The sequence below is a fragment of the Microbacterium meiriae genome (assembly GCF_025143875.1).
Classification (GTDB): domain Bacteria; phylum Actinomycetota; class Actinomycetes; order Actinomycetales; family Microbacteriaceae; genus Microbacterium; species Microbacterium meiriae.
Genome location: NZ_JAMBDU010000002.1, coordinates 47,637 through 64,815, shown reverse-complemented (window position 1 = coordinate 64,815; position 17,179 = coordinate 47,637). Strand labels below are relative to the sequence as shown.

Annotated in this window: 20 protein-coding genes and 2 tRNA genes; 11 read left to right on the top strand and 11 right to left on the bottom strand. The window is 67.1% G+C overall.

Features of this window, described 5'->3' with window-relative positions; all coding sequences use genetic code 11:
- Position 1: 1 nt before the first annotated feature.
- The 5 genes from M4D53_RS01695 (at position 2) to M4D53_RS01675 (ending at position 2,565) form a co-directional block, all read left to right on the top strand.
- Positions 2-679 carry a M15 family metallopeptidase domain-containing protein gene (locus M4D53_RS01695; protein ID WP_259951570.1) on the top strand — a complete coding sequence of 226 codons (678 nt, stop codon included), beginning with the start codon at positions 2-4 and terminating at the stop codon, positions 677-679.
- Positions 679-1,128 (top strand): hypothetical protein, encoded by a 450-nt coding sequence (locus M4D53_RS01690; protein ID WP_259951569.1) that lies wholly within the window; start codon positions 679-681, stop codon positions 1,126-1,128. Before M4D53_RS01695 ends, M4D53_RS01690 begins: the two co-directional genes overlap by 1 nt.
- The gene (locus tag M4D53_RS01685; RefSeq protein WP_247642242.1) at positions 1,128-1,514 is read left to right on the top strand and encodes a hypothetical protein; all 387 of its coding nucleotides are present in this window, start codon (positions 1,128-1,130) and stop codon (positions 1,512-1,514) included. The genes M4D53_RS01690 and M4D53_RS01685 overlap by 1 nt, the downstream gene beginning before the upstream one ends.
- Positions 1,515-1,517: 3 nt before the next feature.
- On the top strand, positions 1,518-1,745 hold the full coding sequence (locus M4D53_RS01680) for a hypothetical protein (protein WP_259951568.1): 228 nt from the start codon (positions 1,518-1,520) through the stop codon (positions 1,743-1,745).
- Between the two features lie 580 nt (positions 1,746-2,325).
- A complete protein-coding gene (locus tag M4D53_RS01675; protein WP_259951567.1) occupies positions 2,326-2,565 on the top strand; it encodes a DUF3263 domain-containing protein in 240 nt (79 codons plus the stop codon).
- A gap of 218 nt (positions 2,566-2,783) precedes the next feature.
- On the opposite strand, the gene M4D53_RS01670 is transcribed toward M4D53_RS01675, so the two are convergent.
- The 5 genes from M4D53_RS01670 to orn all read right to left on the bottom strand — a co-directional run bounded on the left by M4D53_RS01670 (position 2,784) and on the right by orn (position 5,828).
- The gene (locus tag M4D53_RS01670; RefSeq protein WP_259951566.1) at positions 2,784-3,953 is read right to left on the bottom strand and encodes a tyrosine-type recombinase/integrase; all 1,170 of its coding nucleotides are present in this window, start codon (positions 3,951-3,953) and stop codon (positions 2,784-2,786) included.
- Between the two features lie 43 nt (positions 3,954-3,996).
- A complete protein-coding gene (locus M4D53_RS01665) occupies positions 3,997-4,293 on the bottom strand; it encodes a hypothetical protein (RefSeq protein WP_259951565.1) in 297 nt (98 codons plus the stop codon).
- Complete coding sequence (locus M4D53_RS01660) at positions 4,290-5,000, bottom strand: hypothetical protein (RefSeq protein WP_259951564.1); 711 nt, start codon at positions 4,998-5,000, stop codon at positions 4,290-4,292. The genes M4D53_RS01665 and M4D53_RS01660 overlap by 4 nt, the downstream gene beginning before the upstream one ends.
- Positions 5,001-5,089: 89 nt before the next feature.
- Positions 5,090-5,165 (bottom strand) — tRNA-His (locus tag M4D53_RS01655).
- Between the two features lie 36 nt (positions 5,166-5,201).
- The gene (gene orn / locus M4D53_RS01650) at positions 5,202-5,828 is read right to left on the bottom strand and encodes an oligoribonuclease (protein WP_187664022.1); all 627 of its coding nucleotides are present in this window, start codon (positions 5,826-5,828) and stop codon (positions 5,202-5,204) included.
- Positions 5,829-5,889: 61 nt separating this feature from the next.
- Between orn and M4D53_RS01645 the strand changes: the two genes are divergently transcribed.
- Positions 5,890-5,965 (top strand) — tRNA-Arg (locus tag M4D53_RS01645).
- 27 nt (positions 5,966-5,992) lie between these two features.
- Here the strand turns inward: M4D53_RS01645 and M4D53_RS01640 are convergent.
- The gene (locus tag M4D53_RS01640; RefSeq protein ID WP_259951563.1) at positions 5,993-6,268 is read right to left on the bottom strand and encodes a hypothetical protein; all 276 of its coding nucleotides are present in this window, start codon (positions 6,266-6,268) and stop codon (positions 5,993-5,995) included.
- Positions 6,269-6,474: 206 nt separating this feature from the next.
- On the opposite strand from M4D53_RS01640, the gene M4D53_RS01635 reads away from it, so the two are divergent.
- The 4 genes from M4D53_RS01635 to M4D53_RS01620 all read left to right on the top strand — a co-directional run bounded on the left by M4D53_RS01635 (position 6,475) and on the right by M4D53_RS01620 (position 9,681).
- A complete protein-coding gene (locus M4D53_RS01635; RefSeq protein ID WP_187664024.1) occupies positions 6,475-6,930 on the top strand; it encodes a single-stranded DNA-binding protein in 456 nt (151 codons plus the stop codon).
- Positions 6,931-6,939: 9 nt separating this feature from the next.
- Positions 6,940-7,425, top strand: coding sequence for a DUF6993 domain-containing protein (locus tag M4D53_RS01630; protein ID WP_259951562.1), 486 nt, complete (start codon positions 6,940-6,942; stop codon positions 7,423-7,425).
- Positions 7,426-7,505: 80 nt separating this feature from the next.
- The gene (ettA, locus tag M4D53_RS01625) at positions 7,506-9,185 is read left to right on the top strand and encodes an energy-dependent translational throttle protein EttA (protein WP_025103391.1); all 1,680 of its coding nucleotides are present in this window, start codon (positions 7,506-7,508) and stop codon (positions 9,183-9,185) included.
- Positions 9,186-9,192: 7 nt separating this feature from the next.
- A complete protein-coding gene (locus M4D53_RS01620) occupies positions 9,193-9,681 on the top strand; it encodes an acyl-CoA thioesterase (RefSeq protein WP_187664025.1) in 489 nt (162 codons plus the stop codon).
- 7 nt (positions 9,682-9,688) lie between these two features.
- Here the strand turns inward: M4D53_RS01620 and M4D53_RS01615 are convergent, their stop codons facing one another.
- Positions 9,689-10,576, bottom strand: coding sequence for an acyl-CoA thioesterase (locus M4D53_RS01615; protein WP_259951561.1), 888 nt, complete (start codon positions 10,574-10,576; stop codon positions 9,689-9,691).
- A gap of 50 nt (positions 10,577-10,626) precedes the next feature.
- On the opposite strand from M4D53_RS01615, the gene M4D53_RS01610 reads away from it, so the two are divergent.
- Entirely contained in the window at positions 10,627-11,292 is a 666-nt protein-coding gene (locus tag M4D53_RS01610; protein ID WP_259951560.1) for a DUF8185 domain-containing protein, read from the top strand.
- Positions 11,293-11,327: 35 nt separating this feature from the next.
- Here M4D53_RS01610 and M4D53_RS01605 read toward each other — a convergent pair whose 3' ends face one another.
- The 4 genes from M4D53_RS01605 to pepN form a co-directional block, all read right to left on the bottom strand.
- A complete protein-coding gene (locus M4D53_RS01605) occupies positions 11,328-12,992 on the bottom strand; it encodes an FAD-binding dehydrogenase (RefSeq protein WP_259951559.1) in 1,665 nt (554 codons plus the stop codon).
- A complete protein-coding gene (locus M4D53_RS01600) occupies positions 12,989-13,438 on the bottom strand; it encodes a globin (protein WP_259951558.1) in 450 nt (149 codons plus the stop codon). Before M4D53_RS01600 ends, M4D53_RS01605 begins: the two co-directional genes overlap by 4 nt.
- Entirely contained in the window at positions 13,435-14,511 is a 1,077-nt protein-coding gene (locus M4D53_RS01595) for a mechanosensitive ion channel family protein (RefSeq protein ID WP_259951557.1), read from the bottom strand. Before M4D53_RS01595 ends, M4D53_RS01600 begins: the two co-directional genes overlap by 4 nt.
- 80 nt (positions 14,512-14,591) lie before the next feature.
- Positions 14,592-17,144, bottom strand: coding sequence for an aminopeptidase N (gene pepN / locus M4D53_RS01590; RefSeq protein WP_259951556.1), 2,553 nt, complete (start codon positions 17,142-17,144; stop codon positions 14,592-14,594).
- Between the last annotated feature and the right edge of the window lie 35 nt (positions 17,145-17,179).

Here is a 17,179-nt window from a genome sequence, read left to right as displayed (position 1 = left end):
CATGGGCGGCCTGGTAATCGAGGAGGTTCGTCCGGGGGTTCAGTTCACACCTGAGGCGGCAGCCGCGTTTAGGCGCGCGGAGGCGCAGGTGCGTCGAGAGTTCGGGCGCGCCATCGATGTCAATTCCACGTATCGGTCGTGGGCGACGCAGTTGGCGATGCATGTCGCGTGGCTCGCATACGTGGTTTCTGGCTACCAGTGGTCGAAGTATCCCGGCCATAGCAAGGCGGTGCACCCGTCTGAGTCGTTCCATGTTGCCGGTGTCGCTCTGGATTCTGATGACTGGCGTAACGCTCGCATCGTGGCGATCCTCGCTGAGAACGGTTTCATCCGGAACCGCTTGTATGTGGCGAACGAGAATCACCATTTTGAGTACATCCGCGACCGGGACAAGAACTATGGTGCGCCGGCGGGCGGAGGGTCTTCGAGGCCGGTCGCGACGCCGTCAGATGATCAGGAGGAGGACGAGGTTATGGGCTATTACTTTCGGGATGTTTCGGACGCGAACCGTGCTTACCGTTTCTTTAACGAGGCGCGCGGTAAGTCGCGTGTGGTTACGAAGCAGGAGTGGGAGTCGCGTAAGGCTGTTGCGTCTACGGCGGGTGGTGTGCCGTTGCCGCGGCTGGTTCCGGTTTCGAAGAGCTGGTACAACAAGATCGTTGCTCTCGGGACGTACTGATGCGCCGGTTGTGGCGCGCGTCGATCTGGTACCCGAGCGCCGTCCCCATCCTCGAGCGGAAGTACGCGGGGCCGCTCAAGTGGTTCGTGTTCCCCGCGTTCGACGTCATCATGGCGGTCATTGGTGGGCGGGCGCTGTTCGTCGGCATCCCGTCGATCGAGTCCCTGTACCCGGCAGGGGTTGCGCTCGCGATCTACCTGGCATGGTTCCTACTCGCGGTTGCTTGCTTCGTCGGGTCGGTGTTCCCGGCGTTGTGGCCGTTCGAGATTGTCGGGAAGGGGGCGTTGTTCTCCGTGCTCCTTCTCTACTTCATCGCCATGCGCGCTTCCCCAACGACCGTTGATGGTGCGAAGGATGCGGTGTCCGGGTTGCTGTTGGCGGCGATGCTGATCCCCTGTCTGCGTCTTTGGATCCTCGGGACTGAAGAGCGCGCACGTAGGGCCGCCTGATGGAAGCGTGGGTCGGCACGCTTCTGGGCGGTTTGCTTGGCGGTGGCAGTCTCGCGGCGATCCTGGTGTTCATCGCTACCCGGAAGCGTGACAAGGCGACCGGTATCACGGAGCGGTTTGATGACGCGTCCCAGCTTGCTCAGTACATCCGTGAAGAGGTGGAACGGCAGGTTGCCCCGATTCGTTCTGAGCTCGACGCGGTGAAGAAGGAATCGCATGAGATTCAGAACGCGTTCCGCGAGTGGATCGTGGGCGTTTGGCGGTGGGGTCAGCGTGGCCGTCTCGGTGACATGCCAATGCCGCCGCCTCAGATTCTCCACCGTCTCGGCCTGGGCTACCTCGCTGATGACGAGTGGCATACAGAACCACCTATCTATAAGGAGTGACACATGAGTACACCTGTTGTTGATGCGCCGTCGTTCTGGGCGCGCACGAAGAAGGCTCTCGCTGGCGGTATCGCTGGTCTCGCGACTGGTGGTGTCGGGTCTGCGATCACGGCTGCACTGTCGGACGGTGCGATCGCGGGCGACGAGGTGTGGAGCATCATCGGCCTGGCCGTTGGAGGCTTCCTGGTTGGTTTTGGTGCCGTGTATGCGGCGCCGGCTAACGCTAACTGAACATCGAATCTAGGAAGGGCGGGGGATCGGATGGTTGATTGTCTTGTAGCAGTGAACCCCTGGAACGTGGGCGGCGCTACCGAACCTGTAACAGAGAAGCCCCCGTCTGACTCATACGGTCAGGCGGGGGCTTTTCGTTTTTGCCTAGGGCGCGTCGAGGATGGCCGGGTCGGTGGTGATGTAGAGAGGGAGTGCAGCTGCTTGCCCATGCCCCAACCGTTCGGGTGTGGACGGGTCTGGGAGTGACCGACGATGCTGACCCAACGCGATCCACGGTTCAAGGTCCGGGAGCGTGCGGAGGGCAGTGCACAGTGTGGCTGTGTACTCGTCCTCGAAGTAACCAACCCACGTCCCCACGGCCTCAGCGAGCACATCCGTACGATCACCCGCGGTCGCCCTCAGCTCACCCAACACGGGTGCCGGGTCAGTCGTGTACCTGTTGCGTGAACAGATCGCATCCAACTCGATACTGAGCTTCACCGCGGGGGAGAGGCCTCGTGATTGCATGCCGGATCATCCATTTCTCCGGCCGAGACAAGTCAGTTTAGTCGCGGCGTCAATGTCCGACCCCACGAGGATCATGGGAACCGTGACGCCCGCTGAACTACTCGCCTTCGAAGCCCGCCACCCGAAACACACACCCGCGAAGACTCACGCAATCCGCCACCAAATTGGTATCACCGAAGTCCGCTACTACACGCTCCTCCACCGTGCCGCACAATCCGTCGACGGGATCAAAGTCGACCCGGTGACGGCGCGCATGGTGAGGGAACGGATGGCGAAACGATCTCGCGAACGCTCCGCCCGTACCGCTGCGTGATGAAACACAGAACCCCCGCCTGTTTGGGCGGGGGCTCTTCTGCGTATACGGGACACGGCGCTGTGTCGGTGATGCTGTGGTGTTACTCGTTGCCGTTGGCGGGGTCTCCATCGACCCCTAAGCATCTTCTGGCGGTCATCACTACCCGCCGGCCCGAGTTGTGTGTGCTGTGCATGTCCCCATTATGTGTCTGTAATTACGGTCATGTCAAGCAGGCTTTACGGTTCGGCGTGTTGTGTGATCGAAAGGCGCGGCCCAACGTTCGTCAACGTCGCGGCAATAGCGCTGGCCATCTGGTCGTGCGCATCCGCAACAAGGTGCCCATACGTGTTCACCGTGGTCGTGATCGACTCGTGCCCAAGGCGTGCCTGAATGTAGGGGAGTGGGATGCCCTGAGCGATCAACCAGGACGCGTGGGTGTGCCGCATGTCGTGAATCGTCGGCGCCCGTTTGATTACCGTCAATCCGAGCTCGGCGCACAGGTCAGCATCCATCGCCTTTCGAACGGCAGGGGTCCACACGCGCGTGTTGAACGGCCCGTGCCACAAGTGCCCGCCCGTCTGGTTCGGGAACACGAACGCGTCGGCCTCACCGGGTGCACCCATGATCGCCACAAGGTCCGGGAACAGGGACACGGAACGCCTCGACCGTGACGTCTTCGGGTACTTGAGCAGCGGCCCACCCTTCGACTTCTTCCACGCCCTCGTCACGCGCACCGTGGGCGGTTTCCCGTGAAGGGCAACGTCACCCCATGTGACCGCGGTCGCTTCACCCCACCGCATCCCGGTGCCGGCGAGGAACAGGACGAACCTCTGATGCTTCTCGGGGATGAAGTGGAGCAGGGTGTTGAACTCGGCGGGGGAGAGGAACACGTTCTCGCGTTTGGTTCCCCTGGTGACGCGCACCTTGAACGCGGGGTTGTCCGTGCGGAGGCCTTGGTCGACGGCGGACTTGAAGATCGCGGACAGGAGCGCGTGGTAGTTCCGAACCGTCTTGGACGACACGGGCTTCTGCTGATCCAGCGGCTTGTTCCGGTCGCGCCAAACGGGTTGACGCTCTTGCCACGCCAACCACGAACCGACGTCCTGCTTCGTCACTAGATCTATCGGGATCTCGCCCAGCGTTTGCAGGAACGACCTCTCCGCCTCAGCCTCGTACCCTTGCCGTGTTCCTTGCTCCACACCGGTCAGGAGGCCGCTGTGCGGGTCGAGGTAGCGGGCCGTGTACTCCCGCAGCGTCGGTGTCGATTCGGTGCGCTTCATGCGGTCGATGCGGACACGCTCGGCCACTTCCCAGCCGTGCTTGTCGATCATGTCGGCGTACTGGTCAGCGCCCTTCTTGTTGAGGAACGTCGTCTGCTTCATCTGTCCCTTGACGCGCACCTGCACACGCCAACGCACCTCACCAGACGCGAGAGTACGCGGAGAGACACTAGCCACGCTTGCCCACCTGCACGCGAAGGTTCCCATTGGGGGCATGCCGTCGCACGGCGGCTTCGAACGCTTCGACCGAAACGCCAAGATCTGCGCAGATGGCTGCGACATACGGATTGGTGGTGGAGGTGACCTCGGGCACGAGGCCGGACTTACGAGCCGCGGCAACGCGGCGCGTGGCCGTGCTCTGAGAAACTCCAAAGTGATCCGCGACCACCTTGAGTGGCGTTCGCGAACTGGCGGCAGCTTCTATGTAGACGCGCGCCACTTCGTGCAGGGCTGATTCCATCGTCACTCCCCATTCCTACGCTGGGGGTCGGACACTGCTCCGGAGGCGGCGCGCATCCACAAAGCCCCCTGCAGAAACAGCAGGCGGCGTAGGGCGTGAGCAGATAGGTCGTTCGGGTCACGCGGCCAGCGTCGAAGCGCCTCACTCGTTACCTGAGCGTCCGACTGCTGACCCTGGGGCTCCGCGGCTGGGAGCTCTTCCGCAGACAGACCGAGGATCGCGTACAGGTCAGACGCGACCCTCATCGAGCCGACCGTGCGGTCCTGATGTCCATATCGGAAACGATCATCGGCATACGCACGAATCGCTGCGAGCACCTCTGCGTCAGTCGGCTCGGCTACCTGTCCTGGGTCTTCCCATGCCTGGATCAGACCCAGAACGACGCCCTGCGCGTCCCTGAACCCTTCGACATACTCCGGGCGAGTGGTTCGCGTGAAGTCGTATTCACGGTCGCGCGCCCAGTACTCCAGGCGCTGAACGATCGTTCCCTCTTCAGGGTCTTCGGTGATGCCGGAATCCCGAGCCTCCATGTGCCCGATCACGGCGGGAGCGTCGAACTCAGGCTTATCGAAGGTCAGCCTTAGTTCATCTCCGGTCAGTATGGACCCGACCGCCGCGCCGCTCTCGCCCGATAGGGTCGGCACCCAGCGCTGACTTCGCCGCGATGCTTCACGGTCGGCAAAGTTGCTGGCTGTGCTCTCGTCTTCGGTCATAATCACTCCCAGATTGGGCGTGATCCGAGGCGATGTAGGCGGGGATGTAGGCGGCGGGGGGTTTATCCCCCGCCCGCCCTACTCCTTACTGGGGTGAGTAACGGGGCTTGAACCCGCGACCTCCTGGACCACAACCAGGCGCTCTACCAGCTGAGCTATACCCACCATGCGCCCGCCGAAACAGGCAACCCCACGAGTCTATTACATGTTCGAGGTGAACTCCGACACCGTGCGGGCGGCGATCTCCTTCGCATCATCGCTGGAAGGTCCCGGTTCGTCGACGAAGACGGCTTCGCGGTAGTAACGCAGCTCGCGGATCGACTCGAGGATGTCCGCCAGCGCGCGGTGCCCGCCGTCCTTGGCAGGTGCCTGGAAGAACACCCGCGGGTACCAGCGGCGGGAAAGCTCCTTGATGCTGGAGACGTCGACGTTCCGGTAGTGCAGCCACTGGTCGACCTGTGGCATGTACTTCGCGAGGAACATCCGGTCGGTGCCGATCGTGTTGCCGGCGAGGGGCGCGCGGCGCTCCAGCGGGACGAAGCGGCGGATGTAGGCCAACGTCTGTTCCTCCGCCTCCTCGAGGCTGATCCCCTGCGGGATCTCCTCGATGAGCCCGGAGGTCTCGTGCATCGCGGTGACGAAGTCGTTCATGTGCGCGAGGGCGTCCGCGCTCGGACGGATGACGACCTGGAAGCCGGGGTCGAGCGGACGCAGCTCGAAGTCGGTGACCACCACCGCGATCTCGACCAGTTCATCGATGGCGAGATCGAGTCCCGTCATCTCGCAGTCGATCCAGACGAGGCGGTCGTTCTCGGAAGCAGTCACCATGTCGCCATCCTATCGACGGCCCCGACATCCGCCGGGGGAGCGCGGTACGGTAGAGATGTCCGCCTCCGTAGCTCAGGGGATAGAGCAGGAGCCTTCTAATCTCTTGGTCGCAGGTTCGAATCCTGCCGGGGGCGCCAGTGATCGCCGGTCACGTCGACCGGAGGTCAGCAGTGTCGCAGCGCGTCGACGGCGTCGTCCGCGCGCCAGAACTCGCCGATCAGCCGGAAGTCACCCGTCGCCAGATGGAGCCGCTCCGCCCGGTACCGGAGGCCGAGAGGATCGGCCACCACGCGCAGGTGGCCGAGGACGTGCTCGCGGCTGTCCTGTACGCGCCACAGGTGATCGGCGGCACGGACGAGGTGCTCTCGCCGGGACGCGAGCGGCGGGGCCACGAGGGGGTTTCCGGGAGCAGGGATCGAAGCGGTGGTGGTGGCGGTCATGGTCTCTCCTTCCATGGTTCGAACATACGACCGACCACCGACATTGGTCCGCGCATCGATATCCGGCGGTGACCTGGCTTCTTCTGCACGGATGACGGTTGCCTTAGCCCGTCCACAGATCGCGCGATCGTGCCCCTGCAACCTGCTCCGCGAGGTGCACGCTGGAGGGCATCCGGCCACTGAGCCGGCAGCGAGAGGACGAACGCATGATCGACACCGTGACCATCGTGGGGAGAGTCGCGACGGAGCCCACCCCGGGGCGGACGAGTGCGGGGGTGCCCGTCACGAACTTCCGGCTGGCGAGCACGCACCGGCGCTTCGACGCAGCGAGCGGCTCGTGGGTGGATGCGGGGACCAACTGGTTCTCGATCGCCGCCTTCCGCCAGCTCGCGGAGCATGCGCGCGCATCGCTCAGGGTCGGCGACAGCGTCATCGTCTCGGGACGACTGCGCGTACGACCGTGGGAGAGCAATGGCAAGCAGGGGACGAGCGTCGACATCGACGCCGACACGATCGGACACGATCTGCGGTGGGGGACCACCGCGTACCGACCGAGCACCCGTCCGTCTCCCACGGATGTGGAGGTGAGCGGGGACGTCCCGACGACCGATGAGGAAGGGCGCGATGCGTGGGAGCAGCCGGCGGAGGGCGAGGCGGCCTAGACTCTGCTCGTGCTCCGATCGGTCCTGAACTCCCGCGCTGCGGCGCTCGTGCTCGTCGCCGGTCTCTCGGCAGCCGTCCTCGCCGGGTGCGCCCCGGAGCCGGAGGTGACGCCGACCCCGACCGGGACGGCCAGTGCCACGCCGACACCGCCGGCCGCGCCTGCTCTGGTGCCGGGCGGGAGCGCCGCAGACAACCTTCCCGTGTTCACCGCAGTGGCCGAACAGGTGTGGGGCACGGAGCAGCGTGCGGAGGGGCGGGCATACGTCGACGGTCTCGTCGCGGCGGGGTTCGATCGGGACGCCATGCAGCTCACGCCGGACCAGTCCACGGTCGGGAACCCGGCGGAGAGCATCCAGTTCTCGGTCCGCTGGGGCGAGGAGGAGTGCCTGATCGGACAGGTCGGGCCCTCCACCGGCGCCGTCGTGACCACCGTCATGCCGCAGCTCGCCGGCGGGCGCTGTCTCGTGGGCGTGACGCGGCCGATCGACTGGTGACCCGCGTACACAGATAAGCCCGCTCACGGCCGGTAGGCTGGAGTGTCGATCTTCGACGCCAACAGAAGGAGCGGTTTTCGGTGGCTGAGTACATCTACTCCATGGTTCGTGCCCGCAAGGCGGTGGGTGAGAAGCTCATCCTGGACGACGTCACGATGGCGTTCCTGCCGGGCGCGAAGATCGGCATGGTCGGCCCCAACGGCGCCGGAAAGTCGACGATCCTCAAGATCATGGCGGGGCTCGACACGCCCTCCAACGGTGAGGCCAAGCTCTCGCCGGGCTACTCCGTGGGCATCCTCATGCAGGAGCCCGAGCTCGACGAGTCGAAGACGGTCCTGGAGAACATCCAGGACGGCATCGCCATCAAGGCCAAGGTCGACCGGTTCAACGAGATCTCCGCGCTGATGGCCGACCCGGACGCCGACTTCGATGCGCTGCTCGCGGAGATGGGTACGCTGCAGGAGGAGATCGACGCGGCGGACGGCTGGGACCTCGATTCCCAGCTCGAGCAGGCGATGGACGCCCTGCGCACCCCGCCCGGCGACGCGGCCATCGCTCCGCTCTCCGGTGGCGAGAAGCGCCGTGTGGCGCTGGCCAAGCTGCTGCTGCAGAAGCCCGACCTGCTGCTCCTCGACGAGCCCACCAACCACCTCGACGCGGAGAGCGTGCTCTGGCTCGAGCAGCACCTCCAGTCGTACAAGGGCGCCGTGATCGCGATCACCCACGACCGGTACTTCCTCGACCACGTGGCCGAGTGGATCGCCGAGGTCGACCGCGGCCGCCTCATCGGCTACGAGGGCAACTACTCGACGTACCTGGAGAAGAAGGCCGAGCGCCTCGACATCCAGGGCAAGAAGGACGCCAAGCTCGCGAAGCGCCTCAAGGACGAGCTCGACTGGGTCCGCTCCAGCGCGAAGGGCCGCCAGACCAAGTCGAAGGCCCGTCTCGCCCGGTACGAGGAGATGGCGGCCGAGGCGGAGCGGACGAGGAAGCTGGACTTCGAGGAGATCCAGATCCCTGCCGGTCCTCGACTCGGCAACGTGGTCATCGAGGCGAAGAACCTCAAGAAGGGCTTCGACGGGCGCTCGCTCATCGACGGCCTGAGCTTCAGCCTCCCGCCGAACGGCATCGTCGGCGTCATCGGTCCGAACGGCGTCGGAAAGACGACCCTGTTCAAGACCATCGTCGGTCTCGAGCCCCTGGACGGCGGAGACCTGAAGATCGGCGAGACCGTCAAGATCAGCTACGTCGACCAGTCGCGTTCGTCGATCGACCCGAACAAGACCCTGTGGGAGGTCGTGTCCGACGGACTCGACTTCATCACGGTCGGCAAGACCGAGATCCCGTCCCGTGCCTACGTGTCCAAGTTCGGGTTCAAGGGTCCGGACCAGCAGAAGAAGGCCGGCGTGCTCTCCGGTGGTGAGCGCAACCGTCTGAACCTCGCGCTCACCCTCAAGGAGGGCGGCAACCTGCTCCTCCTCGACGAGCCGACCAACGACCTCGACGTCGAGACCCTGAGCTCCCTGGAGAACGCGCTGCTCGAGTTCCCCGGCTGCGCCGTGGTCATCACCCACGACCGGTGGTTCCTCGACCGGATCGCGACGCACATCCTCGCGTACGAGGGCACGGACGAGAAGCCCGACCAGTGGTACTGGTTCGAGGGCAACTTCGAGGCCTACGAGCAGAACAAGATCGAGCGCCTCGGGCCGGACGCGGCCAAGCCCCACCGCTCGACCCACCGCAAGCTCACGCGCGACTGAGCCGGTCATGAGCACCGACTCGCCGGGTTCCCGCCTGCACATCCCGATCCAGCTCCGCTGGGGCGATCTGGATGCGTTCAACCATGTCAACAACACCTCGATGCTCAAGCTGCTCGAGGAGGCGCGCGTCCGCGCGTTCTGGCGGGCGGGACCCGGCGAGCAGGCGCCGTCCACGGCCGTCCTCGACTCCGGGATCGAGGAAGGCATCCTGACGCTCATCGCGCGGCAGGAGATCGAGTACCTCGCTCCGGTGCCGTATCAGCGCCGCCCGTTGGAGGTGCAGATGTGGTTCGGGAAGCTCGGTGGATCGAGCGTCGAGGTCTGCTACGAGGTGCACAACGACCCGGCCGCCGAGCCGCGTGAACTCTACGCGCGGTCCACGGCCGTCATCGTGCTCGTCGACGCGGGGACCGGGCGGCCGACGCGGCTGACCGCGGAGATGCGCGAGGCATGGGAGCCGTACGTCGGCCCCTCCATCGAGTACGCCCACCGCTGAGCGCAGGTCAGCGATCCTCCGGGACGCGGATCATGATCTCCTGCGCGACGCTCGCGACCAGCGCGCCCTCACGGGTGTACACCCGCCCCGTGGCCAGACCGCGACCGCCCCGGGCGCTCGGCGACTCCTGCACGTAGAGGAGCCATTCGTCCACGCGGGCCGGACGATGCCACCACATCGCGTGGTCCAGGCTCGCGACCTTCAACCCGGGCAGCGACCATGACACTCCGTGAGCGCGCAGGATCGACTCCTGGATCGTCATGTCGCTGAGGTAGGCGAGCGCGGCCCGATGCAGCCGCTGGTCGTCGGGGAGCGGGGCACGCAGCCGCATCCACACCGCCTGCCGCGGAACCCTCTCATCATCGTTCGGCAGATAGAGCGGGGAGTCGACGTGGCGGATGTCCGCGGCGCGCTCGCTCAGCATGCGCCGTGCACCGCCGGCGAGGCCCGGCACCCGGTCCTCATCGGGGACGAGGTCCTCGGGGACAGGGATACCGGCGGGCATGGGCTCGGCGTGCTCCACTCCGGGGTCGGCGTCCTGGAACGAGGCGATCATCGAGAAGATCGGGACGCCGTTCTGGTATGCCTGAGTCCGACGGGTGGAGAACGAGCGGCCGTCGTGGATGCGGTCGACGGCGATGGTGATGCCCTGGCTCGCGTCGCCGGGGCGGAGGAAGTACCCGTGCATCGAGTGGACGGCCCGGTCCTCCGGCAGCGTGCGCTCCGCGGCCACGAGGGTCTGCGCGAGCACCTGACCGCCGTAGATGCGGCCGCTCGGCATCGGGTGCGACGAACCGGTGAAGATGTCCTCGGTGGTCCGCGCCTGGGTGGCGTCGAGGTCGAGGACGTCGAGAAGACGCTCCACGGTCTGGATGGCGTGCTCGTCGGCGCTCATGTGTTCCCCTCCGCGGCCCCGGGTCGCCGCTCGTTGGTAGTTTAGAACGCGTGACCCCTCAGCTCCTGCTCGCCGATCCGGACACGGCGAAGGATGTCCTCACGTTCACGGGCCGCGCGGCCCGGGTGTCTGACGAAGGGGTTCGCCTGCAGGCCCATCACGGCGTCCTGGCGCTCACGACGGCGGTCCTCGCACCTCAGGGGCTCTTCGACCAGACGCCGACGATCCTCGCCATGCGCATCGTCCGTGCCGATCCGGAGCTCGAGTGCGACCTCGTGATCGACGCCCTGAGCCCGACGGACGACCCGCAGCGCCTCGGGCTGCCCGAGACCGCCCTCTCGCCCGCATGGGCCGGCGTCGCGCCCCCGCGGCAGGGCTGGCTCGCGGAGTCCGTCCTGCCCGCCTCCATCATCGCGCAGCGTGCACAGTGGGGCATCTCCGCGGTCGCCCACGGTGCGGGACCGGGGTCGGGTGAGGAGGCCGTGCGCGCGCTTCGCGCGGCCATCTGGGGCGAGCCGGACGACGACCTCGGCGGATTGCCGCGGGGCGTGGCGTTCGCCGCGGACGCGCTGGGCTTCATCTCCGGTGAAGAGGACGTGACCGTCACGCGGTCCGGCCGCTGGACGAGGCTCGCGTTCCGCCGCGGCCACGTCCTCGCACGGGGCCCCGTCGCCACCGGACTGACGGGGGTGCGGGCCACCGGCTCCACAGCCTGACGTGACCGCAGGCAGGACCAGGGAACAGTGCCGGTTCAGCCGAGCGCAGCCGCCGCGCGTCCCGCCTGACGGCCGGAGAACAGGCACCCGCCGAGGAATGTCCCCTCCAGGGCGCGGTAGCCGTGCGCGCCCCCGCCGCCGAAGCCGCTGGCCTCACCGGCGGCGAAGAGGCCAGGAATCGGTGCGCCGCCTACGTCCAGGGCACGACCGTCGAGATCGGTGTTGATCCCGCCGAGGGACTTCCTGGTCAGCACGTGCAGCTTGACCGCGATCAGCGGTCCTGCGGAGGGATCCTGCAGCCGGTGCGGCGCCGCGGTGCGGATGAGCTTGTCCCCGCGATAGGCCCGCATCGAGCGCAGCATGCCGATCTGCGCATCCTTGCTGAAGTCGTTCGCCATCTCGCGATCGCGAGCGACCACTTCCCGGCGCACGGCATCGATGTCCAGGAGCTCGCCGCCGGGATGAGCCGCCATCTGCTCCAGCAGCGACTCCAGGTCGTTCTCGACGATGAAGTCCTCGCCCTCGTCGAGGAATGACTGCACCGGTCCCGTCGGCCCCTTCGCGAGGCGGGACTTGAGCAGCAGCGCCACATCCTTGCCGGTGAGGTCGGGGTTCTGCTCGCTGCCGGACAGCGCGAACTCCTTCTCCACGATCTGCCGCGAGGTCACGAACCAGGAGTGGTCGTGGCCCGTCCGCCGCAGGTGCTCGAGCGTGCCGAGGGTGTCGAAGCCGGGGAAGAGCGGAACGGGGAGCCGGTGTCCGGTCGCGTCGAGCCACAGCGACGACGGCCCTGGCAGGATGCGGATGCCGTGCTGCGGCCACACCGGGTTCCAGTTCGTGATGCCCTCCACGTAGTGCCACATCCGGTCGCCGTTGATGAGGCGGGCGCCGGCGGTGGCGCTCACGGCCTGCATCGAGCCGTCGACATAGGCGGGCACGCCGGAGAGCATGTGCGCCGGGGGAGTGCCGAGGCGCGGGGGCCAGGCCGCGCGGACGAGGTCATGGTTTCCGCCGATGCCCCCCGAGGCCACGATCGTCGCCGTCGCGTCGATCTCGAAGGCGCCGATGACCTCGCGCGAGGAGGGGATGCCGCGTGCGGCACCATCCGACGCCAGCACGCTCCCGCGCGCGCCGGTCACGCGTCCGTCGGTGAGGATGAGCTCCTCGACGCGGTGTCTGGCGAGGACGGTGAGTCGTCCCTCGCGCTCACCCTGCTCGACGGCGGCCGCAAACGGGGCGACGATCCCCGGCCCGGTGCCCCACGTGATGTGGAAGCGAGGGACTGAGTTGCCGGGGCCGAGGGCGCCGTAGCCGCCCCGCTCGGCCCACCCGACCACCGGGAAGAAGCCGACGCCGCGGGCACGGAGCCACGAGCGCTTCTCGCCGGCCGCGAACTGCAGATAGGCCTCGGCCCAGCGCCGTGGCCACTCGTCCTCGGGTCGGTCGAATCCCGCGGTACCGAACCAGTCCTGGGTCGCGAGCTCGAGCGAGTCGCTGATGCCGAGGCGGCGCTGCTCCGGGGAGTCCACGAGGAACAGCCCGCCGAAGGACCACCACGCCTGCCCGCCGAGGTTCGTGCGGGGCTCCTGGTCGACGATGACGACGCGGCGCCCGGCCTCGAGGGCTTCCGCGGCCGCGACGAGACCCGCCAACCCCCAACCGATCACCAGGACGTCTGCGGTCGGGGGTGTGGTCGTCATGGGTTCTCCGTTGATTCCTGACGGGAGCGGGTCTCCAGGGTCGTGCGCCCCTGGGGTGCCGTGCCGATGCCGGACGGCTCGAATGTGTTCACCATGGCATAGGCGGCGCGCTCCAGGTAGTCCCAGAGGGTGGTTTCGTGCAACGGGGACAACTGCGCCTCGTCGAGAGCCGTGCGCATGTGACGGAGCCAACGATCGCGTGCGTCGGGATCCACATGGAACGGCATGTGCCTCATCCGCAGCCGGGGGTGCCCTCGGGTCTCGCCGTAGGTGGTCGGGCCGCCCCAGTACTGCTCGAGGAACAGCAGCAGCCGCTCCTCCGCGGGACCGAGGTCTTCCTCCGGGTACATCGGCTTGAGCACGGGATCGAGGGCGACCTCGCGATAGAACACCGAGACGATCTTCGCGAACGTCTCGCGGCCGCCGACCTCGTCGTAGAACGTCACTTGTCTGCACTCCCGTCGCCGCCGGTGTTCTTCTTGCGTCGCCAGATGCCGCGGTCGGGGATGACGGGCACCCCGGTGACGGCGTTGGGGCGCGTCTTCGGCGGGTTGGCGCCCCGGACGCGGCGCGCGCCCTCCAGTCCTGTGGGCACGACGTCCGCGAGACGCGGCACGTCGATCTCCTTCTCCAGCAGAGCGGCCCGGAGGCGGCGTCGGAGCTCCTGTGCCACGTCGTCCCGCGCGTTCGCCCTGGTCTTGATGACGGCCCGGACGACGAGCGCATCCCCGTCGATGGACTCGAGGCCCCACAGCTCCGGCTTCTCCACGATGCGCGTGCGCCACTTCGGGTCCTTCGCCAGTCCCTGCGCGGTCTCCAGAAGGATGTGCTCGACCTGCTCGAGGTCGGAATCCGGGGCGACACCGATGTCGACGATCGCCCGCGCCCAGCCCTGCGACATGTTCCCGATGCGGGTGACCTCGCCGTTGCGGACGTACCAGAGCGTCCCGTTCACGTCCCGCACCTGGGTCACGCGCACGCTGACGTATTCGACGACGCCGCTCGCCAGCCCGAGGTCGACGACGTCTCCGATGCCGATCTGGTCCTCGGCGACGAGGAAGATCCCGTTCAGCACGTCCTTGACGATGTTCTGGGCGCCGAAACCCAGGCCGGCGCCGACCGCTGCCGTGAGGAGGGTGAGCGATCCGAGGAGAGCGTTGTCGATCGCGTTGACGATGAGGATGATCGCGATGATGACGAGCATCACGTTCACGATGTTCTGCAGGATGGTGCCGAGCGTTCGGGTGCGCTGCACGAGGCGCATGTCCGCGAGCGGGGAGCGTTCCAGCGCCTGCGTGTCGTCGACGGCGGCCTTGTTCTTGGCGGTGTCCACGATGCGGTGCACGACGCGGGTGATCACCCGGCGCAGCACGAGCGCGATGAGGACGCAGGCGCCGATGATCATCGCGATCTGGAGGAGCTTGCCGCCGACCGTGGTCAGCACGGCGAGCATGTCCTGCACCCACGGCGGGAGTTCGGCGGGCGTCGGCGCGGGGGTCGTCTCGGCGGAAATCAGCATCGTCTCGATGGTACCGAGCGGGCCTCTGCGCCGGCTGGAAGAGCGGCGGCAGAGGCCCGTGTCGTGTCGGTGGCGGAGGGTCAGTCCTCGGCGTCGCGGGACTGCGCGGCGAGAGCGCGCTCCACGTCCGCGAGGTTCTCCAGAACGAGACGGCGCAGCGCGGGCGGCGCGTCCTGGTGCGCGGAGAGCCATCCGCGCGTCGCGTCGCGCAGGGCGACGTCCGCGAGCGCGGTGGGGAACAGCCCGACGACCAGGTACTGGGCGATCTGGTAGGTCCGCGACTCCCACACCGGCAGGAGCATGTCGAAGTACTGCGACACGAAGGCACCGAGCACCTCGGCACCCGCCGGGTGGACGAAACCGAGGGCTGCGGAGCGGACGATCGTGTTCGGGGCGTCGTCGCGCGCGATCAGCGCGTCCCAGGCCTGCTGCTTCGCTCCGGCGTCCGGAAGAGCCGCGCGCGCCTGCGCGGCGAACTCCGCGCCCTTGGCCGTGTTGTCGGCGGCCAGCGCGGCGTCGATGGCACCGGCGTCGGTCGCACCGATCGTCGCAAGGCCGACGAGGAGCTGCCAGCTCAGGTCGGCGTCCACGTCGAGTCCGGGGAGCGTCTCCTCGCCCGAGCGCAGACGGCCGACGATGCCGGCGTGCTCCGGCGTCACCAGGTTGTTCGCGAAGGCGGTGACGAACTGGAGCTGGCTGTCGCTGCCGGCCTCCGCCGACTCGGCGAGCGCCCAGAGACCGTCGGCCACCTTCAGCCGTGCGGTTTCGCGCTCCGCCGGAGCGACGTAGAGCGTCGCGGCCGTCCGCAGCTGCGCGAGCGTGGTCCGGACCGTGGTGGACTCGGTCTCCCGACCGATGTTGCCGAGGACGAGGTCGATGTAGTCGGATGCGGGCGTCTCCGCGTCGCGGGTCTGGTCCCAGGCCGCACCCCACACGAGCGAGCGGGCGAGGGGGTCGTGGATGTCGGCGAGGTGGGCGATCGCGGTCGCGAGCGACTTCTCGTCGAGACGGATCTTCGCGTACGCGAGGTCGTCGTCGTTGAGGAGGATGAGATCGGGGCGAGCCAGGCCCTGGAGCTCGGGCACCTCGGTGCGGTCACCGTCCACGTCCACCTCGATGTGGTGGGTGCGCGTGAGCGCGCCGTCCTGCAGCGAGTAGAAGCCGATGCCGAGACGGTGCGGACGGATGGTCGGGTAGTCGGCCAGAGCCGTCTGAGTGATGGCGAAGCGCGAGATCTTCCCGTTGTCGTCCTCGGCCACGACCGGCTCGAGAGTGTTGACGCCGGCCGTCTCCAGCCACTTCTTGGACCAGGTGCCGAGGTCGCGACCGCTCGTGGCCTCCAGCTCGGACAGCAGGTCGCTGAGCTCGGTGTTACCCCAGGAGTGCTTCTGGAAGTACTGCGAGACACCGGCGAAGAACGCCTCGATGCCGACCCACGCGGCGAGCTGCTTCAGGACGGAGCCGCCCTTGGCGTAGGTGATCCCATCGAAGTTCACCTGCACGTCCTCGAGGTCGTTGATCTCGGCGACGATCGGGTGGGTCGAGGGGAGCTGGTCCTGGCGGTAGGCCCAGGTCTTCTCCATGGCGTTGAACGTGGTCCAGGCTTCGGTCCACTCGGTCGCCTCGGCGGTCGCGATGGTCGAGGCCCACTCGGCGAACGACTCGTTCAGCCAGAGGTCGTTCCACCACTTCATGGTGACGAGGTCGCCGAACCACATGTGCGCGAGCTCGTGCAGGATCGTGACGACGCGACGCTCCTTGACGGCGTCCGTGACCTTGCTGCGGAAGACGTACGTCTCGGTGAACGTCACGGCGCCCGCGTTCTCCATGGCGCCGGCGTTGAACTCCGGCACGAAGAGCTGGTCGTACTTGGCGAACGGGTACGGCACGCCGAACTTCGACTCGAAGTAGGCGAAGCCCTCTCGGGTCTTGTCGAAGATGTAGTCGGCGTCGAGGTGCTGCCAGAGGCTCTTGCGGCCGTAGACGCCGAGCGGGATCACCCGGCCGGACGCGCTGGTGAGCTCCGAGAAGGTGGCCTCGTACGGTCCTGCGACGAGAGCCGTGATGTAGGAGGAGATCCGGGGCGTGGGCTCGAAGCCCCAGGTGGCCGAGACGCCGTCGTCGTGGACGATCGGCTCGGGCGTGGGGGAGTTGGAGACGACCTTCCACTCCGCGGGAGCGGTCACCGTGAACTGGAAGGTGGCCTTGAGGTCGGGCTGCTCGAAGACGGCGAACACGCGACGGGAGTCGGGCACCTCGAACTGCGAGTAGAGGTACACCTCGCCGTCCACCGGGTCGACGAAGCGGTGCAGGCCCTCGCCGGTGTTCGTGTAGAGGCAGTCGGCGTCGACGACGAGGACGTTCTCCTCCTGCAGACCGGCGAGCGCGATCCGGGAGTCTGCGAAGACCTCGCGCGGGTCGAGCTGCTCTCCGTTGAGCGAGATCTCGCGCACGTCACGGGCGATGAGGTCGATGAAGGTGAAGCTGTCGGGGGACGCGGAGAAGCGCACGACGCTCCGGGAGCCGAAGACCTCGGCGCCCTTGGTCAGATCGAGGGCGACCTCATAGGAGTGCGTGTCGACGACGTCGCGGCGCTCCTGCGCTTCGGTTCGGGTGAGGTTCTCTCCAGGCAAAGCTGTACTCCCAGGGGTGAGGGGATGTAACCGGG

What these genes read in the sequence shown, in the direction of transcription:
- M4D53_RS01695 (WP_259951570.1), top strand. Translation starts at nt 2, where the DNA reads ATGGGCGGCCTGGTAATCGAGGAGGTTCGTCCGGGGGTTCAGTTCACA.
- M4D53_RS01690 (WP_259951569.1), top strand. Translation starts at nt 679, where the DNA reads ATGCGCCGGTTGTGGCGCGCGTCGATCTGGTACCCGAGCGCCGTCCCC.
- M4D53_RS01685 (WP_247642242.1), top strand. Translation starts at nt 1,128, where the DNA reads ATGGAAGCGTGGGTCGGCACGCTTCTGGGCGGTTTGCTTGGCGGTGGC.
- M4D53_RS01680 (WP_259951568.1), top strand. Translation starts at nt 1,518, where the DNA reads ATGAGTACACCTGTTGTTGATGCGCCGTCGTTCTGGGCGCGCACGAAG.
- M4D53_RS01675 (WP_259951567.1), top strand. Translation starts at nt 2,326, where the DNA reads ATGGGAACCGTGACGCCCGCTGAACTACTCGCCTTCGAAGCCCGCCAC.
- M4D53_RS01660 (WP_259951564.1), bottom strand. Translation starts at nt 5,000, where the DNA reads ATGACCGAAGACGAGAGCACAGCCAGCAACTTTGCCGACCGTGAAGCA.
- orn (WP_187664022.1), bottom strand. Translation starts at nt 5,828, where the DNA reads ATGGTGACTGCTTCCGAGAACGACCGCCTCGTCTGGATCGACTGCGAG.
- M4D53_RS01640 (WP_259951563.1), bottom strand. Translation starts at nt 6,268, where the DNA reads ATGACCGCCACCACCACCGCTTCGATCCCTGCTCCCGGAAACCCCCTC.
- M4D53_RS01635 (WP_187664024.1), top strand. Translation starts at nt 6,475, where the DNA reads ATGATCGACACCGTGACCATCGTGGGGAGAGTCGCGACGGAGCCCACC.
- M4D53_RS01620 (WP_187664025.1), top strand. Translation starts at nt 9,193, where the DNA reads ATGAGCACCGACTCGCCGGGTTCCCGCCTGCACATCCCGATCCAGCTC.
- M4D53_RS01615 (WP_259951561.1), bottom strand. Translation starts at nt 10,576, where the DNA reads ATGAGCGCCGACGAGCACGCCATCCAGACCGTGGAGCGTCTTCTCGAC.
- M4D53_RS01605 (WP_259951559.1), bottom strand. Translation starts at nt 12,992, where the DNA reads ATGACGACCACACCCCCGACCGCAGACGTCCTGGTGATCGGTTGGGGG.
- M4D53_RS01595 (WP_259951557.1), bottom strand. Translation starts at nt 14,511, where the DNA reads ATGCTGATTTCCGCCGAGACGACCCCCGCGCCGACGCCCGCCGAACTC.